At 71.2% G+C, this 16,521-nt stretch carries 14 protein-coding genes; 12 read left to right on the forward strand and 2 right to left on the reverse strand.

Annotated features, from left to right (window positions below; all coding sequences use genetic code 11):
* Nucleotides 1–66: 66 nt before the first annotated feature.
* The 11 genes from RI211_RS00915 (at nucleotide 67) to dinB (ending at nucleotide 14,300) form a co-directional block, all read left to right on the forward strand.
* Nucleotides 67–1,428, forward strand: coding sequence for an MFS transporter (locus RI211_RS00915; RefSeq protein ID WP_315638264.1), 1,362 nt, complete (start codon nucleotides 67–69; stop codon nucleotides 1,426–1,428).
* A gap of 132 nt (nucleotides 1,429–1,560) precedes the next feature.
* A complete protein-coding gene (locus RI211_RS00920) occupies nucleotides 1,561–3,096 on the forward strand; it encodes an ABC transporter substrate-binding protein (protein WP_315638263.1) in 1,536 nt (511 codons plus the stop codon).
* A 1-nt stretch (nucleotide 3,097) separates the two neighbouring features.
* Nucleotides 3,098–4,060 carry an ABC transporter permease gene (locus tag RI211_RS00925; RefSeq protein WP_025104137.1) on the forward strand — a complete coding sequence of 321 codons (963 nt, stop codon included), beginning with the start codon at nucleotides 3,098–3,100 and terminating at the stop codon, nucleotides 4,058–4,060.
* Complete coding sequence (locus RI211_RS00930) at nucleotides 4,053–4,901, forward strand: ABC transporter permease (RefSeq protein WP_216353864.1); 849 nt, start codon at nucleotides 4,053–4,055, stop codon at nucleotides 4,899–4,901. Before RI211_RS00925 ends, RI211_RS00930 begins: the two co-directional genes overlap by 8 nt.
* The gene (locus RI211_RS00935; protein WP_313362809.1) at nucleotides 4,898–6,661 is read left to right on the forward strand and encodes a dipeptide ABC transporter ATP-binding protein; all 1,764 of its coding nucleotides are present in this window, start codon (nucleotides 4,898–4,900) and stop codon (nucleotides 6,659–6,661) included. The genes RI211_RS00930 and RI211_RS00935 overlap by 4 nt, the downstream gene beginning before the upstream one ends.
* Nucleotides 6,658–8,874 carry a peptidase C14 gene (locus RI211_RS00940; RefSeq protein WP_315638262.1) on the forward strand — a complete coding sequence of 739 codons (2,217 nt, stop codon included), beginning with the start codon at nucleotides 6,658–6,660 and terminating at the stop codon, nucleotides 8,872–8,874. Before RI211_RS00935 ends, RI211_RS00940 begins: the two co-directional genes overlap by 4 nt.
* Before the next feature lie 34 nt (nucleotides 8,875–8,908).
* The gene (locus RI211_RS00945; RefSeq protein ID WP_315638261.1) at nucleotides 8,909–10,297 is read left to right on the forward strand and encodes a hypothetical protein; all 1,389 of its coding nucleotides are present in this window, start codon (nucleotides 8,909–8,911) and stop codon (nucleotides 10,295–10,297) included.
* 108 nt (nucleotides 10,298–10,405) lie between these two features.
* On the forward strand, nucleotides 10,406–11,164 hold the full coding sequence (locus tag RI211_RS00950; protein WP_085604421.1) for an SDR family NAD(P)-dependent oxidoreductase: 759 nt from the start codon (nucleotides 10,406–10,408) through the stop codon (nucleotides 11,162–11,164).
* On the forward strand, nucleotides 11,161–12,237 hold the full coding sequence (locus RI211_RS00955; RefSeq protein WP_315638260.1) for an enolase C-terminal domain-like protein: 1,077 nt from the start codon (nucleotides 11,161–11,163) through the stop codon (nucleotides 12,235–12,237). The genes RI211_RS00950 and RI211_RS00955 overlap by 4 nt, the downstream gene beginning before the upstream one ends.
* Nucleotide 12,238: 1 nt before the next feature.
* Nucleotides 12,239–13,042, forward strand: a complete 804-nt coding sequence (locus tag RI211_RS00960; protein ID WP_315638259.1) for an SDR family NAD(P)-dependent oxidoreductase — start codon at nucleotides 12,239–12,241, stop codon at nucleotides 13,040–13,042.
* Between the two features lie 61 nt (nucleotides 13,043–13,103).
* Entirely contained in the window at nucleotides 13,104–14,300 is a 1,197-nt protein-coding gene (dinB, locus tag RI211_RS00965) for a DNA polymerase IV (RefSeq protein WP_315638258.1), read from the forward strand.
* 69 nt (nucleotides 14,301–14,369) lie between these two features.
* Here dinB and RI211_RS00970 read toward each other — a convergent pair whose 3' ends face one another.
* Together RI211_RS00970 and RI211_RS00975 are read right to left on the reverse strand one after the other, a co-directional pair.
* Entirely contained in the window at nucleotides 14,370–14,720 is a 351-nt protein-coding gene (locus tag RI211_RS00970) for a nuclear transport factor 2 family protein (protein ID WP_315638257.1), read from the reverse strand.
* Entirely contained in the window at nucleotides 14,713–15,462 is a 750-nt protein-coding gene (locus RI211_RS00975; RefSeq protein ID WP_315638256.1) for an SDR family NAD(P)-dependent oxidoreductase, read from the reverse strand. Before RI211_RS00975 ends, RI211_RS00970 begins: the two co-directional genes overlap by 8 nt.
* 77 nt (nucleotides 15,463–15,539) lie before the next feature.
* Between RI211_RS00975 and RI211_RS00980 the strand changes: the two genes are divergently transcribed.
* The gene (locus tag RI211_RS00980; protein WP_315638255.1) at nucleotides 15,540–16,514 is read left to right on the forward strand and encodes a C-terminal binding protein; all 975 of its coding nucleotides are present in this window, start codon (nucleotides 15,540–15,542) and stop codon (nucleotides 16,512–16,514) included.
* Nucleotides 16,515–16,521: the final 7 nt, after the last annotated feature.

The following is a 16,521-nucleotide window of genomic DNA, read 5'->3' on the forward strand; positions in this document are numbered from 1 at the left end:
CTGGACAGGAACCGCGCGGTGCTAGATGCTATAGCAAAACCCGAAACCGATGACGAAGGAGTTGTCATGTCCGGCAGAGAGACGCTCGCGCAGGCGCGCGCCGCGGAGGACGCGGTGGGAGCCGCCGCCATGAAGAAGGCGATCTGGAGGCTGGGTCCGTTCCTCGGACTGCTCTACCTCGTCGCCTACATCGACCGGAACAACGCGGGCTTCGCGAAGCTGGAGATGACCGCCGCCCTCCAGATCACTGAGGCCGCCTTCGGCTTCGCGGCGGGCATCTTCTTCATCGGCTACCTGTTGTTCGAGGTGCCGAGCAACCTGCTGCTGGAGAAGTTCGGCGCCCGCAAGTGGATCGCGCGCATCATGATCTCGTGGGGCATCGTCGCCGCGCTGACCGCCTTCGTGCAGGACGCGACGCAGTTCGCGATCGCGCGCTTCATCCTCGGGATCGCGGAGGCCGGGTTCTTCCCCGGCGTGCTGCTCTACCTCACGCTGTGGTTCCCGCGGCAGTACCGCACGCAGGTGCTCGCCGTCTTCGTGCTCTCGAACCCGATCGCCAACGCGGTCGCCGCGCCGCTGTCCGGCTGGATGCTGGAGCTGCACGGGCTGTGGGGGCTCGAGGGCTGGCAGCTCGTCTTCCTGCTGCAGGGCGTCCCGGCCGTGCTCCTCGCGTTCGTCGTGTTCTTCTGGCTCCCCGACCGCCCCCAGGACGCGCGCTGGCTGAACCCCGCCGAGCAGCGCTGGATCACCGACACGCTCGCCGCCGAGACCCAGGCGACCGAGCAGCGGCACGGACGTCTTCGTCTCGGCGAGGTCTTCCGCAACGGGCGCCTCTGGACGCTCATCGTGCTCTTCTTCGGCGTCGTGTTCGGTGCGTACGGGCTGGGGATGTGGCTGCCGACCATCGTGAAGAGCATGGGCGACTTCTCGAACTCCACCACGGGGTGGCTCGTGGCGCTGCCGAACCTGTGCGCGGCCCTCGTGATGCTGCCTTGGGAGCGCGCCGCCCGGAAGCAGGGCAACCTCCCGCTGCAGATCGGCATCACGCTCAGCATCACCGCCCTCTCGCTCATCGCAGCGGTCGCGGCGCAGGGCACGCCGGTGCTCGCGCTCGCAGCGCTGTGCGTCGGGATGTCGGCGCTCTTCTCGACCACCCCGCTGTTCTGGAGCCTGCCGCCCATGGTGCTCACCGGCACGGCGGCCGCGGCCGGCCTCGCCTTCATCAACTCGGTCGGCAACCTCGCCGGCTTCGCGGGACCCTACGCGATCGGCTGGATCAGCGAGACCACGGGGTCGGCGGTGTGGGGCCTGCTCCTCATCTCGGGGCTCACGCTGCTCGGGGCGACGATCGCCTTCGTGCTCAGCCGCCGCACGGACTTCACGACGGCGCCCGACCTCGCCGTCGAGGCGTCCACGGCCCGGCGATGACCGGGTCGGGTCGGCGGCCGTGACGAGAACGTGACCCCGCCGGCCCGGTTCGCTCTAGACGCCTCTCCGCTTTTGCTACATGCTATAGCGCAACACCCTTACCCGAAGCACCACCCGACCTTGGAGGCACCCATGTCGCGTCGTCGTGTTCGGCTCGGCGGAGCAGCAGTGCTGCTGACCGCCGCGCTCATCACCGCTGGTTGCAGCACCTCATCCACCCCCGACGGCCAGGCGCAGGAGGGCGGCACGCTCACCGTCGCCGCCGCGCAGGGCATCCCGCAGCTCAATCCCGCCATCCGTACGTTCGCGTGGGAGGAGGTGCTGTTCCCGCTGCTGTGGAACGGCCTGACCACGACCGACGAGTCCGGCGAGATCGTCGGCGACCTCGCTGAGACGTGGGAGGCCTCGGAGGACCAGAAGACCTGGACGTTCACCCTCCGCGACGGCGTGACGTTCTCGAACGGTGAGGACTTCACCGCCGACGACGCCGTGGCCGCCTTCGACTACTACCTCGACCCGGAGACGGCGACGCAGGAGAAGAACAAGATCTCGATGGTCACCGACGTCGCCGCGCCGGACGAGAAGACCGTCGTGGTGACGCTGTCCGAGCCCATCGCGACCTTCCCCGCGGGCATCGTCTGGGTGAAGATGATCGACGTCGACGCGCTCGACACGATCGACAAGGAGCCCATCGGCACCGGGCCGTACGTCGTGGACGCCTTCACGCCCGACGACAGCCTCACCCTCGTCCCCAACCCGGAGTACTTCGGCGAGGCGCCGGCGCTCGACGAGATCACGATCGTGAAGGCCGCCGAGTCCACCGCCGCCGTCACCGGCCTCCGCTCCGGCGACATCGACGTGCTGTGGTCGGTGCCGCAGGGGGATGTGGCGGGTCTGGAGGGCGGCGACATCGCCCTGGTGAAGCCCGAGAACCCGAGCCAGTGGCCCTCGTGGGAGATCGACACGACCTCGCCGCCCTTCGACGACGTGCGCGCCCGGCAGGCCCTAGCGTACGCGATCGACCGCGAGGCCATCCTCGACGCCGCCTACTACGGCCAGGGCACGGTCTCGCCGACGAACAACGCGCTCGGCGAGGTGAACCCGTGGTTCGGGGGCGAGCTGACCGACTACTCCTACGACCTGGACAAGGCGAAGGAGCTGTTCGCCGAGGCCGGGGTAACCGAGGGCAGCACGCTCACCTGGTGGGGCGTGGCCGGACAGTACCCCGAGTGGAACACGAGCGGCGAGATCCTGCAGGCGAGCCTGAAGGAGATCGGCATCACGCTGAAGATCGACAACAACGACATCGGCACCTGGGTCGACGCGTTCTACCCCGCGGGCAAGAGCTACCCCGGGTACATCGTGCCGAACTTCCAGTCCACGCCGCCCGAGCCGGCCTACTCGCTGAACTTCTACCTGGAGGGGCGGTGCGAGTGCAACTGGGTCGACCCCGACTTCCAGACGGCGTTCGCCGACGCCGTCGCCGAGCCGGACGAGACCGCGCGGGCCGAGAAGTGGGGCACGGTGCAGACCATCATCAACGAGCAGGTGCCGCTCATCGTGCCGCTGCAGTCGACGGTCGTCACCGCCACCAGCACGGCGGTCGACGGGGTGTGGGTCGAGGGCGGCGGACAGCTGCACCTCGAGGGCACGCAGCTGAAGGGCTGACGTGGTCCTCTCCGTCCTCCGGCGGGTGGCGATCAGCATCGCGATGCTGATCGCCACCTCGCTCCTCGTCTTCGTCGTGCTCCGGCTGCTGCCGGGCGACCCCGTCATCACCCGCCTCGGCTCGACGCCGGGCGTGGATGCCGAGACCATCGCCCGGCTCCGGGAGGAGGCAGGCCTCGACGCCCCCGTCATCGAGCAGTACCTGCGGTGGATCGGCGGCGTCTTCACGGGCGACTTCGGCCAGTCCTACTTCAACCAGTACTCGGTGACGGAGCTCATCGCGCAGCGCCTGCCCGCGACGCTGGAGCTCACGCTCATCGGGGTGCTGCTGGCCGTGCTCATCGCCACCCCGGCTGCCGTGTTCGCCTCACTGCGTCCGCTCGGCGTGGTCGACAGGGTGCTCACCGCGATCTCGACCGCGGGCATGGCCCTTCCGCAGTTCCTCATCGGCATCGTGCTCATCGTCGTGTTCGCCGTGCAGCTCAAGGTGCTGCCGGCCCGCGGCTACACGCCGTTCGCGGAGGACCCAGCCGAGAACCTCGTGCGCATGATCCTCCCCGGCCTCACCCTCGCCTTCGCGGCGGCGCCGCTGCTCATGCGGTTCCTCCGGGCCTCGATGGTCGAGGTGCTGGACGCCCCCTACATCCGCACCGCGAAGGGCAAGGGACAGTCGGCGAGTGGCGTGGTGCTCGGCCACGCGCTCCGCAACGCCCTGATCCCCGGACTCACCATGCTCGGCCTGATCGTCGGCTACACCCTGGGCGGCGTGGTGATCGTGGAGTACGTGTTCGGCGTCCCCGGACTCGGCTCGCTCGCGATCGACGCGGTCTTCAAGCGGGACTACGCGGTGCTGCAGTCGGTCGTGCTGCTGATCTCCGCGATGTTCATCCTCACCACGCTCATCGTCGACCTCCTCTACGGGGTGCTCGATCCGCGTCTTCGTGCAAGGAGCAGCCGTGGCTGACACCCTCACCCTCGCGCTGCGCTCCGCGCGTCCCCGCCGACGGGTCGCCGTCGCCTCCTGGATCCCGCTGGGGCTGCTGGCGATCATCGTCCTCGCCTGCGTGCTCGCCCCGCTCCTGGCCCCGTACGACCCCGCGGCCCAGTCGTCCGACCGGTTCGCCGGTCCCTCGGCCGCGCACCTCTTCGGGACCGACGAGCTGGGCCGCGACCTCTTCAGCCGCGTGCTCTACGGCGGCCAGCTCACCGTGTTCATCGCCGGGGGCGCGACGCTCGTGGCCATGGTCCTCGGGATCGCCTGGGGTATGGCGGCGGCGTTCGGACGCGGCTGGGTCGATGAGATCCTCATGCGTCTCGCCGACACGGTCATGGCGATCCCGCAGATCCTGTTCGCGCTCGTCTTCATCTCCGCGTTCGGCGCCGACCCCGTCAAGCTCGCCGTCATCATCGGGGTGCTCCTCACGCCGACCACCGCGCGGCTCGTGCGGTCGTCGGTGCTCAGCGAACTGCAGGAGGACTACTTCACGGCCGCTGTGGCGTTCGGCTCGACCCGGCGCCGTCTGCTCTTCGCCGAGGTGCTGCCGAACGCCAAGGGGCCGATCGTCGTGCAGGCGGCCATCAACGCCGCCAACGCGATCCTCCTGGAGGCGTCGATGAGCTTCGTCGGGCTCGGCATCGCGCCGCCCGAGGCCACCTGGGGCACGCTCGTGCAGCAGGGCTACCAGAAGATGTACCAGTCCATCGGGTACGTGCTGTTCCCCGCCCTGTTCATCTTCGTCACCATCTGGCTGCTCAACGTGCTCGCCGACCAGTTCGGCGGCGATCGGAAGGGGAGGGGCCGATGACCGACCTCACGCCCGTCCTGCAGGTGCAGGATCTCACCGTCTCCTACGGCGACGTCATGCCCGTCCAGGGCATCACGTTCGCGGTGCGGCCCGGTGAGCGCATCGGCCTCGTCGGCGAATCCGGCTCCGGCAAGTCGCTCACGGCGCTGTCGATCATGCGGCTGAACGACGGGGCGACCCTCGGCGGCAGCATCCGGCTGCGCGACCGCGAACTGCTCACGCTGAGCCCGCGGGAGATGACCCGCGTGCGCGGAGGCGAGATCGCGATGGTCTATCAGGACCCGATGTCGTCGCTGAACCCGGTCCGCACGATCGGGCACCAGCTCGTGGAAGCGATCCGGCTGCACGACCGGGTCTCGGCGGCGGCCGCCCGCGCGCGGGCCGTCGAGCTGCTGACCGAGGTCGGGGTGCCGCTGCCCGAGGAGCGTCTGGGCCAGTACCCGCACGAGTTCTCCGGCGGGATGCGGCAGCGCGTCATGATCGCGATGGCCATGTCCTCCCGGCCCGCCGTGCTCATCGCGGACGAGCCGACCACGGCCCTCGACGTGACGACGCAGTCCCGGATCATCGACCTCCTCGATCGGCTTGCGGAGGACCACGGGACCGCGGTCGTGCTCATCACGCATGACCTCGGCGTCGCCGCCGGGTTCTGCGAGCGCATCCACGTGATGCGGCACGGGCGCGTGGTCGAGGAGGGGCCGGTCGACCGCATCTACACGGCCCCGGAGCATCCGTACACGCAGGCGCTGCTCGGCGCGGTCGTCGACCTCACGGTGGACGTGCAGCAGCCCATCCGCACCGCCGCGGAGGTGCTCGAACGCGGGACGGAGCCGCTCGCCGAGGCCGGGTCGATCAGCGCGGTGGATCGGGCGCGGGAGTCCGGCGACGTGCTGGTGGACGTGCAGGGCGTCTCGAAGGTGTTCACGCTCGGCTCCGGGCGCCGGGTGACCGCGGTCGACGACGTGTCGTTCCAGATCCGGCGCGGCGAGACGGTCGGGCTCGTCGGCGAGTCGGGCTCCGGCAAGTCGACCGTGTCGAAGGCCGTGCTCGCGCTCGGCGGCATCGACGGAGGCACGGTCGTCTTCGACGGGCAGCGCCCGCACGACCTCCGCGGCGAGGAGCTGCGGCGGCTGCGCAAGCGCATGCAGATGGTGTTCCAGGACCCGTTCTCGGCCCTGAACCGGCGGCAGACCGTCGCGCAGATCATCGAGGCGCCGCTGCGCGCCCACGGCATCGGCACCCGGGCCTCCCGCGCCGAGAAGGTGCGCGAGACCATGCACCGCGTGCGTCTGGACGAGGAGTTCGCGCACCGGCTGCCGCGCTCGATGTCCGGCGGGCAGTGCCAGCGCGTGTCCATCGCCCGGTCGCTCGTGCTCGAGCCGGAGTTCCTCGTGCTCGACGAATCGGTGTCGGCGCTCGACGTGTCGATCCAAGCGCAGGTGCTCAACCTGCTCCGGGAGCTGCAGACGGAGCTCGGCCTCACCTACCTCTTCATCAGCCACGACCTGGCGGTGATCCGGTACATGTCCTCGACGGTCGCCGTGATGCAGCAGGGCCGCATCGTCGAGATCGGGGCGCGCGACGCGCTCTTCGCGAACCCGCAGCACGAGTACACGCGCGGGCTCATGGCGGCGATCCCCATCGCCGACCCGGTCCTCGAGCGCCGACGGCGCGCGGAGGCCGCGGCGCTCTGGCAGGCCCAGGGCGGGCAGACGGGCGCGGTCCCTGCCGCGCTCGCAGGACGAGGAGGACGACGATGACCACCATGGATCAGGAGACGGGGCCCTCGACGGACGCCGCGGGCGCCGGCGCGGCGGTGCGGTCGACCGGCCGCCGCGCGCTCATGGCCGGGCTCGGCGCGGTCGCGCTCGGCACGGCGGGCGTTCTCGCGAGCACCGCACCGGCGCAGGCCGCGCCGGTCGCCGCCGGCGCCAAGGACGTCACGCGAGCGGAGTCCGTCGCCGACCTGGCCCGTCTCCGCGCCCGCGACGGCGAGGTGGCGGTCGTCGCCGGGTACCGGAAGCCCGGCGACGCCGGACTGCTCGTGTACGTGGGCAGCGAGAACGCGAAGACCAAGGTCAACGGCGGCACCGTGATCGCGGGGAAGCACGACACCCGGTGGGTGCTGCAGCACGACGGCACCGTCGACTTCCGGGTCTTCGGTATCACAGGACCGGAGAAGCCGGCCGACGATGCGCTCGCGGCGATGGTGAACGATCCCCGCATCCGCCGCATCGAGGCGAGCACCGACCTCCTGTTCCGGCGTCGGCATCGCTTCACCCGGTCGTACGTCGAGATCGACTTCGGCGGACACGTCATCACGACGGACGGCATCGAGAAGAACACCCACGACAACCCGTTCGGTGCCGTGATGTTCTTCACCGGAGTGCCGAAGGACGTCACGGTCGAGCACGCGCTGGCCGAGGCCTGGCCGGAGTTGACCGACGCGGTCGCCGTGCCGGACGCGTCCCGGTTCCCCGTGGACTCGTGGTGGGCGGTGCAGTGCGACCCCGTCGCCGGAGGAGGGGCTGATGAGCGCGAGCTGCAGCGGTTCGTGCAGGTGACGCAGCAGATCGACGGCACCCACATCCGCATCGATTACCTCAACGGCTGGCCGCTCGACACGGGGCGGAAGCTCATCTGGCGGCAGATGGCACCGGTCGCGGGCGTGCGGATCGCGAACATGCGGTTCCTCGGTGCCGGTCCCTTCGACGGTCCCACCGACGGCTCCTTCCCCGACTCTCGCGAGCTCACCGGCTCCCACCCGATCGCCTTCGAGTACGCGATCCACTGCGACGTCGCCGACGTGCACGCGAGCCGCACCTGGTGGCCCGTGATCATGCGCCGCTGGAACACGCACTTCACGACGGAGCGCTGCTCGGTGGAGAACCCGCCGACCGTGTTCTACGGCGGCGCGGGCTACCTCACGCAGCAGATCTACAGCCTCTATGGACGGGTCAGCGACTGCACGTCGTCGAACGCCCGGCACCTGAACGACCTCACCGCCAGCGCCTACTGCCTCGTCGAGAACTGCCACGGCGACGGCGACGATCAGGGCGGCAACCCCTTCACCACGCACGGCCAGTACGAGCACGACCTCACCTTCATCGGCAACTCCGGGCTCATGGACATCGCCAACTCCGGCGCGCAGTGGGGCACGGCCGCCAAGCGCATCACGGTGCGCGACCACGTCTGCTCCTGGTTCGTCGCCGGCACCAAGATCAGCGATCTGACGCTGGAGAACGTGCGGGTCATCGGCCGCTCCACCTTCGATCCGCAGGCGACCATGACCATCAACGCCGACGGCGCCCAGGTGCGCGGGTGCACCGCCGGACTCCTGGCGATCGGACAGCGGTCGCAGCGCTCGTCGCGGCCGACCGTGATCGCGGACTCCACCTTCGCGCTGCCGAAGGACCAGGTGCTCGTGCAGACCCCGGTCACGGCTCCCGTGCGCTTCGTGGACTGCACGATCACCGGGATCGACGGGGTGAAGGCCCGTGGGTCCGGTCCGGTCGAGTTCGTGGACTGCCGCCTCAGCGGCCCGGCGGCGGGTGCGCCCTTCGAGCTCGGCGCCGCCACGGTCACCATCCGCGGCGGTTCCGTGCGCGACGTGCGCCTGACCGCGACCGCGGTGCGCGATCAGCTCGTCGCTCTGGACGGGGTCGACCTCTCCACGGAGCGCACCGACGGCGCGCTGCTGAGCAGGGCTGCCGGTGCCGGCGTCGTCACCTGGCGGGTGAGCGGGGTGACCTCGACCGTGCCGAAGGGCGCGGCCCACCTCGACATCGGCACGGGCGTCAACCACGCCCGCGTCACCGGCAGCCAGTTCGTCGGCGGAGGACTGCGGCTGGCGGACGGATTCGCCGAGCCGTCGACGCTGCTCTACAGCGACACCGTCGAGCGCGGCGTCGAGACGGCGCTGCCGGAAGCCAGACCGCGCGTCGTCATCGCGGACGTGCTGGCGAGCGCGTGACGGACGGCATCATGGACATCAGGGAGGACCACGCGTGAACGACACCGCAGCGGCGACGCACCTCGGAGACCGCATCCGCATCCCCCGCACGCGGGCGCGCATCGGCGTCGCCCGGCGCGACATCACGCCGCCCGTCGGCATCCGCGCCAAGAACTGGGGCCCGGCCGACTGGGAGCGCTCCGAGGGGGCGCACCGGCCGTTCGAGCTGACCGCGCTCGCCGTGGTGGCCGCGGACGAGCGGCCGCGGGTGCTGCTCGCCGTCGACGGCACCTGGTGGCGCCGAGTCGCCGATGAGCAGGGCGTGCGCGGGGCGATCCTCGACGGCCTGGGCCTCGCGCCTGATCAGCTCATGCTCTCCCTGTCGCACACCCACGCGGGGGCCGTGCTCTGCGCCGCGGATGCGCATCTGCCGGGCGGCGAACTCATCCCCGGGTACCTGGAGGCTCTTGCTGCCGCGGGTGTCGCGGCCGGGCGCGAGGCGCTGGAGGCTGCGCGACCGGGACTGATCGAGTGGACCACGGGCACCTGCACCCTCGCGGCGGAGCGGGAGCTCGACCTCGACGGCCGCGCGCTCGTCGGCTACAACCCCCAGGGCACCGCTGACGACACGGTGACCATCGGCCGGATCAGCATCGACGGGGAGGTGCGGGCGACGCTGGTGAACTACGCCTGCCACCCGACGACCCTGGCCTGGCAGAACCGAGAGGTGTCCCCGGACTACGTCGGCGCGATGCGCGAGATCGTGGAGGCCGCGACCGGTGCACCGTGCCTGTTCGTGCAGGGGGCCTCGGGCGAGCTGGCCCCTCGGGAGCAGTACACCGGCGATGTCGCGGTGGCCGACCGGCACGGACGTTCGCTCGGGCACGCGGTGCTCGCCGCCCTGGACGGGCTTCCGGTGCCCGGCGAGGAGCTGACGCTGGACGGGGTCGTGGAGTCGGGGGCTCCGCTCGCGATCTGGACCGGGACCCCCGCGGACGGCGGCGACGGGGCGGCGGGAGTCGTCTCGGCGGTCGAGCTGCCGCTGCGCGACCTGCCCACCCTGGACGAGCTCGCGGAGGAGTGGAAGGACATCGACCCCCGGTCCCGGGAGGAGCGCCTCGGACGGGCCCGGAACCTCCGTGACGGCTACATCGACGGTCCGACCGTGGCGCATCCGGTGTGGGCCTGGCGGCTCGGAGACGCCGTGATCGTGGGGCATCCGGGCGAGGCGTACTCGCGGCTGCAGACGACGCTGCGGGAACGGTTCCCGGAGACGCCGATCGTGGTGATGAACCTCACGAACGGCCCGGGGTTCGTGTATCTCCCGACCCGCGAGGCCTACGACCGCGGTGCCTATCAGTCCTGGCAGACGCCCCTGGCCCCCGGTGCCCTGGAGCTCCTGGAGGCCCACGCCGTGTCGTTGGTGGCCGGACTGCGGGGGTAGCCCCTTTCGAATCGCCCACTTTGCTCCATTTCCGGCCGAGATCGAACCAGTTGCGCGATTCGAACCGGATAGAGTTGCTATAGCAAATCCCCGAGGTAGAGGAGAGACATGACCGCGCGCCCCGTCGCCATCGTCACCGGAGGCTCGGCCGGCATCGGCTGGGAGATCGGACAGCGACTCTCCGCGGACGGCTACCTTGTCGTCGCGACCGACCGCGTCCCCGGGCTCACCGCGGGTGAGAACCCCGCCGGGATCCTGTGGCGGGAGCTCGACGTCACCGACCACGCCGCCGTCGACCGGGTCTTCGGCGAGATCGAGGCGGAGCTCGGCCCCATCGAGGTGCTCGTGAACAACGCCGGCATCCAGCGGCACCGCGGGATCGAAGACCTCACGTGGGACGAGTGGTCCGCGGTCGTCGACGTGAACCTGCACGGGGTGTTCTCCGCGCTCCAAGCTGCAGGGAAGCGGATGCTCGACCGGGGCGAGGGCCGCATCGTCAACATCTCGTCCATCTCCTCGCGAGGCTCCGCGGGGCGGGCGCCGTATGCCACGACCAAGGCCGCCGTCATCGGCCTCACCTCCACGGCCGGAGCGGAGTGGGCGTCGCGAGGGGTGCGAGTCAACGCCGTGGCCCCGGGCTATGTCGACACCGGCGTCTTCCGGCAGGGCGTCGAACAGGGGACGCTGAGCCTCGACACGATCCTGTCCCGCATCCCCGCGAAGCGCCTCGCCGACGCGAGTGAGATCGCCGCGGCCGTGAGCTTCCTCGTGTCGGACCAGTCGCGCTATATGAACGGGCAGACCCTGTACGTCGACGGCGGGTTCATGGTGGACTACGGCGTGCCCCTCGCGAAGAAGCCCGAATGACCACCGTCGCCCGGATCGACACGGCCACGGCGGTCCTCCCCCTTCCGGCACCGCTGCAGCTCGGTGCGATGACGGTCACGCGACGGGAGTATTCCGCGGTGCAGGTGACGGCGGACGACGGCACCACCGGGGTCGCCTACTGCCTATCGCGCGAGGCCCCGATGGCGGAGATCGTCGAGCGCCTGGTGGCTCCGCACGCAGTGGGGCTCGACGCCGACGACCCGGCGGCCGCGTGGGACCGGATGCTCCGCGGCAGTGCGATCGTCGGACGGGTGGGGCTCGTGCGGCGGGCGATCGGTCTCGTCGACATCGCCCTGTGGGACATCGCGGCCCGTCGTGCCGGCGTGCCGCTGTGGACCCTGCTCGGCACCGGTGACGCCCCGCGGGAGGGGATGCTCGTCGCCGCGTATCCCTCTCCGCAGCGGACGCCGCGGGAGGTCGCCGATGAGGTGCTCGCGCAGGCGGACGGCTGGGCGCAGGTGAAGATCTCCCGCATTCCCGATCCGGCATACATGCGCGAACTGCTCGCGATCCTCGGCGCCGAGCTGCCGTCCGCGACCGGTCTCGTCGTGGACGCGGGCTTCGGCTGGCCCGATGCGGAGGCTGCAGTGGCGGAGGTCGCGCAGTGGGGCGACCCGCGCCTGGCCTGGCTGGAGGACCCGCTGCTCCCCGAGGACGCGGCCGGCGTGACCCGGATCCGCCGGGAGACCGGATTGCCGGTGGCGGTGGGCGACGAGGTGACGGACCCCGCCGTGCTCCGGGCTCTCGTGGAGGTCGGCGAGGTCGATGCCCTCCGCCTCGACGTCGTCGCGATCGGCGGCATCACGCCCGCCAGGGAACTCATCTCCTGGGCGGCAGAGCGCGGCGTCCCGGTGTCCGGACACGTGTACCCCGAGGTCACGGCCCACCTCGGCATCCAGGTGGAGACCTTCGCCCGCGGGGTGAACCCCTACGACCCCGCGCCCTCGTTCGTGACGGGCGGTCCGGAGTTCGCCGGGACCGTGACGCCGCCTGCAGGTCCGGGGCTCGGCTTCGGCCTCGATCCCGCCGTCTTCCGATTCGAGAGGGACTGACATGACAGACTCCCCGCGTAGCGTCGTGGTGACCGGCAGCGGCAAGGGCATCGGGCGCGCGGTCGCCGAGCGGCTCACCGCCGACGGCTGGATCGTGGTCGGGCTCGAACGCTCGCCCGGCTCCGGCACCGTCGAGGACGGCATCGTCGCCGAGGTGGTGCTCGGCGACGCCTCCGACCGCACGGCTCATCAGCAGGCGGCCGCCGCGGCGCGCGCCAGGGCTCCGCTGGCCGGCTGGGTCAACAACGCCGGCATCACGAAGCGCACGCCGCTGCACGAGCTCGACGAGACGGTCGTGCGCGAGATCGTCGACATCAACGGCTTCGGCTACCTCTGGGGCTGCTCGACGGCCGTGTCCGCGTTCCTCGATCAGGGCGTGGCGGGCGCGATCGTGAACATCGGGTCGATCCACGGTCGATCGAGCTTCGTGGACCACGCGGCCTACGAGTTCACGAAGGGCGGCATCGACGCCCTGAGCCGCAGCGTCGCGGTGACATATGGCGGATTGGGCATACGGGCGAACACCGTCGCGCCGGGCGGCGTGCGCACTCCGCATCTGGAGGCACAGATCGCCAGGGCCGCCGACCCCGAGGCGGAGGAGCGGCTGCTCGCGGAGGGCCCGCCGATGGGACGCATCGCCCGCGCGGAGGAGGTCGCCGCGGTGACGGCGTTCCTGCTCTCCGACGAGGCCCCCTACCTCTCGGGCCAGTCCATCGCGGTCGACGGAGCCTGGACCGCGTCGTTCGGGGACATCGCGCTCGACCCCGCGCTGCGGGAGCGGTTCGCGGCGCCGTCGGCTTCCTGAGCCCCGGCCACGCCGATGTCCCCGGTCCGTGCGACGATCCGCTCGTCGACGGGAGAACGGGATGCGCGGGGAAGCGACGGTTCTGCATGCCGATCTCGATGCGTTCTACGCCTCGGTCGAGCAGCGTGATGCGCCGGAGCTCCGCGGGCGCCCGGTGATCGTCGGCGGCGGGGTCGTGCTGGCCGCGAGCTATGAGGCGAAGGCACGCGGCGTCCGCACGGCGATGGGCGGACGGCAGGCACGAGAGCTGTGCCCCGACGCCGTCGTCGTGCCGCCGCGGATGGAGGCCTACTCCGCCGCCAGCAAGGACGTCTTCCGCATCTTCCGCGACACCACCCCGCTCGTGGAGGGTCTCTCGATCGACGAGGCGTTCCTCGATGTCGGCGGTCTGCGTCGCATCGCCGGCACTCCCGAGGCCATCGCCGTGCGGCTGCGGGAGCGGGTGCGCGCCGAGGCGGGCCTGGCCATCTCGGTCGGCGTCGCCCGCACGAAGTTCCTCGCCAAGGTCGCGAGTGCGGTCAGCAAGCCCGACGGACTCCTCATCGTCGAGCCCGACCGGGAGGAGGAGTTCCTGCTGCCGCTTCCCGTCGAGCGGCTGTGGGGCGTCGGCGCCGTGACGGCGGAGAAGCTGCACCGGTACGGCATCCGCACGGTCGGCGAGCTCGCGGAGCTCGAGGCCGCGACGGCGGAGCGGATGCTCGGAAAGGCGACCGGAGCGCACGTCCTTGCTCTCGCCCGCCTGCGGGATCCGCGCCCCGTGGACACGACGCGGCGCCGCGGGTCGATCGGGTCGCAGCGGGCGCTCGGGACCCGTCCCCGGTCGACCGACGAGCTCGACGTCATCCTCACCCAGATCGTCGACCGGCTCGCGCGGCGTCTCCGCGACGGCGGCCGCGTGTGCCGGACGGTCGTGCTGCGGCTGCGCTTCGGCGACTTCACGAAGGCCACCCGCTCGCGGTCGCTGCGGGCGCCGACCGACCGCACCGCCCTGCTGCTCGCCGTCGCCCGCACGCTCCTCGCCGCGGCGCAGCCCGAGATCAGCGGTCGCGGGCTCACTCTGCTCGGCCTCTCGTTCACCCAGCTCGATGCCGCGGACAGCGTCCCGCCCGAGCTGCCGATCGACTGGGGCGACGAGTCCCGTCTGGACACCGTGCTCGACACGCTCCGTGACCGCTACGGCTCCGCCTCGGTCTCCCGCGCCGCCCACCTCGGCCGCGACCCCGGTTGGTCGTCCCCGGTGCTCCCGGAGCACCACTGACCCCTTTCGAATCGCCTGACTGGTCCCATTTCGGCCGGAGATACAGCCGATCGGGCGATTCGAAGCGGGTCAGGCCTTGAGCATCGACGCCCGCGAGATCACGCCGTCGACCACGTCGAAGGTCGCGATGGTCTCCGTGGCGACGCCGGCGTTGATGACCTGCTCCTGCGCGACGACCCAGCGGGAGCCGAACAGGACGCTCGTGTCGATCACGCAGGAGAGCTCCGGGTTCTGCAGCCGCGGCTCGTAGAAGGCACGGATCGCGGCCGAGCCGACGAGGGGTTCCGGCGCGACCCCGGTGACCACGGCATCGTCGGCATATGTCGCGACGAAGGCGTCGAGGTCGTGCGCGTTGAAGGCGTCGAGCTGCGCCTGCACGGTGTCGAGAGCGGAACGGTCGAGGGTGGCGCGGTCAGTCAATGCGAACTCCTCCGTTGACGTCGTAGGTGGCTCCGGTGATGAAGCGGGCCCGCTCCGAGGCGAGCGAGGCGATGATCCAGGCGACGTCCTCCGGCTGACCGAAGGCGCCGAGGGGGATGCCCGACTCGAGCTTCGCGCGGCCTTCACCCTGGAGCTGATCGGTGATCGCGCTGGCGACCGGTCCGGGGGTGACGGCGTTGACGCGGATGCCCTCGGCGGCGAGGTGCCGGGCGAAGCTGCGGGTGATCGCGAGGATCGCCCCCTTGCTGGCCGCGTAGTGGATGCCCGTCTGCAGTGCGCCGACCTGCCCGGCGATCGAGGCGATGTTGATGACCGAGCGGTCGCCGTCGGCAGCCCGAAGCAGGGGGAGCGCCGCGCGGGTGAGCAGGAAGGTCCCGCGGGCGTTCGTCTCCAGGACGAAGTCCCACTCCTCGATGTCGATCTCGGGATACGGGGTGTACGGGCACACGCCGCCGTTGTTGACGAGGACGTGCAGGTCGCCCCAGGCGTCCGTGACCTCGGCGATGAGCGCGGCGATGGAGGCCGGTTCGCGGAGGTCGAGGCGCGACACGTGGACGTCCGGGGAGCCCGCCGCGCGGCACTCCTCCGCCACGCGGACGGCTTCGGCCTCGCGTCCGGCGTAGGTGATCCAGAGGGCGACGCCCTCGCGGGCGAGTTCGAGGGCGGCGGCGGTTCCGATGCCGGAACTGGCGCCCGTGACGAGTGCGCGGCGAACAGTCATGCCTAAACGCTATAGCAAGAAGCGGTCTCGCGACAGCGGCTGTACGCGAGCTTGCTAGATGCTATAGCATCGCATCCATGACCGCGCCGCTCATCCTCGTCACCGACTGCGACCTCCCGGGAATCGTCATCGAAGACACCCTCCGGGCCGCCGGCCTCCGTGCCGAACGGGCCGCCTCCGGGAGCCCGGACGACATCGCCTCCGCCGGAGCCGACGCCGAGGCGCTGGTCGTGCAGTGGGCGCGCATCGACGGCCCCCTCATGGACCGCCTGCCGAACCTCCGTTTCATCAGCCGGGTCGGCATCGGCTACGACATGATCGACGTCGAGGCCGCCACGGCCCGCGGCATCGCCGTCGCGAACACGCCGAGCTACTGCATCGAAGAGGTCGCCGCGCACACCGTCGCGATGATCATGACCCAGGCCCGCGGCCTCTCCGCCTACGACCGGGCCGTGCGCGACGGCGTCTGGAAGGCCGTCGACGCCCGGCCGCTCGCCGTGCGGCCGTCCTCCACCACCGTGTCGGTGCTCGGGTTCGGGCGCATCGGATCGATCGTCGCACGCGGGTGCCGGGCGCTCGGCTTCCGTGTGCTGGTGGCCGACCCGTACGCTCCCGACGACGCCGTGCGCGACGCGGGCTGCGAGCCCGTCGACATCCCGTCGGCGATCGCCCGCGCCGACATCCTCACCCTGCACGTGCCGCTGACGGACGAGACCCGCCACCTGATCGACGCCGCGGCCCTGGCGACGATGAAGCGCGACGCCGTGATCGTGAACACCTGCCGCGGCCCGCTCATCGACGAGGACGCCCTGGCCGCGGCGCTCCGCGACGGGCGGCTCGCCGGTGCCGCCCTCGACGTCTTCGCGGAGGAGCCCCTCCCCGCGACCTCCCCGCTGCGGGCGCTCGACACCGTGCTCCTCACGCCGCACGCCGCCTGGTACTCCCCGGAGGCCCTGGCGGATCTTCCCGTGCACGCCGCCGAGAACGTGATCCGCTCGCTCGCCGGCGAGGCCGTACCCATCGTCAACCCGAGCTTCGCCGCCGCGCGCTGAGAGGACC

This window comes from Microbacterium meiriae (genome assembly GCF_032364335.1).
In the GTDB taxonomy this organism is placed as follows: domain Bacteria; phylum Actinomycetota; class Actinomycetes; order Actinomycetales; family Microbacteriaceae; genus Microbacterium; species Microbacterium meiriae.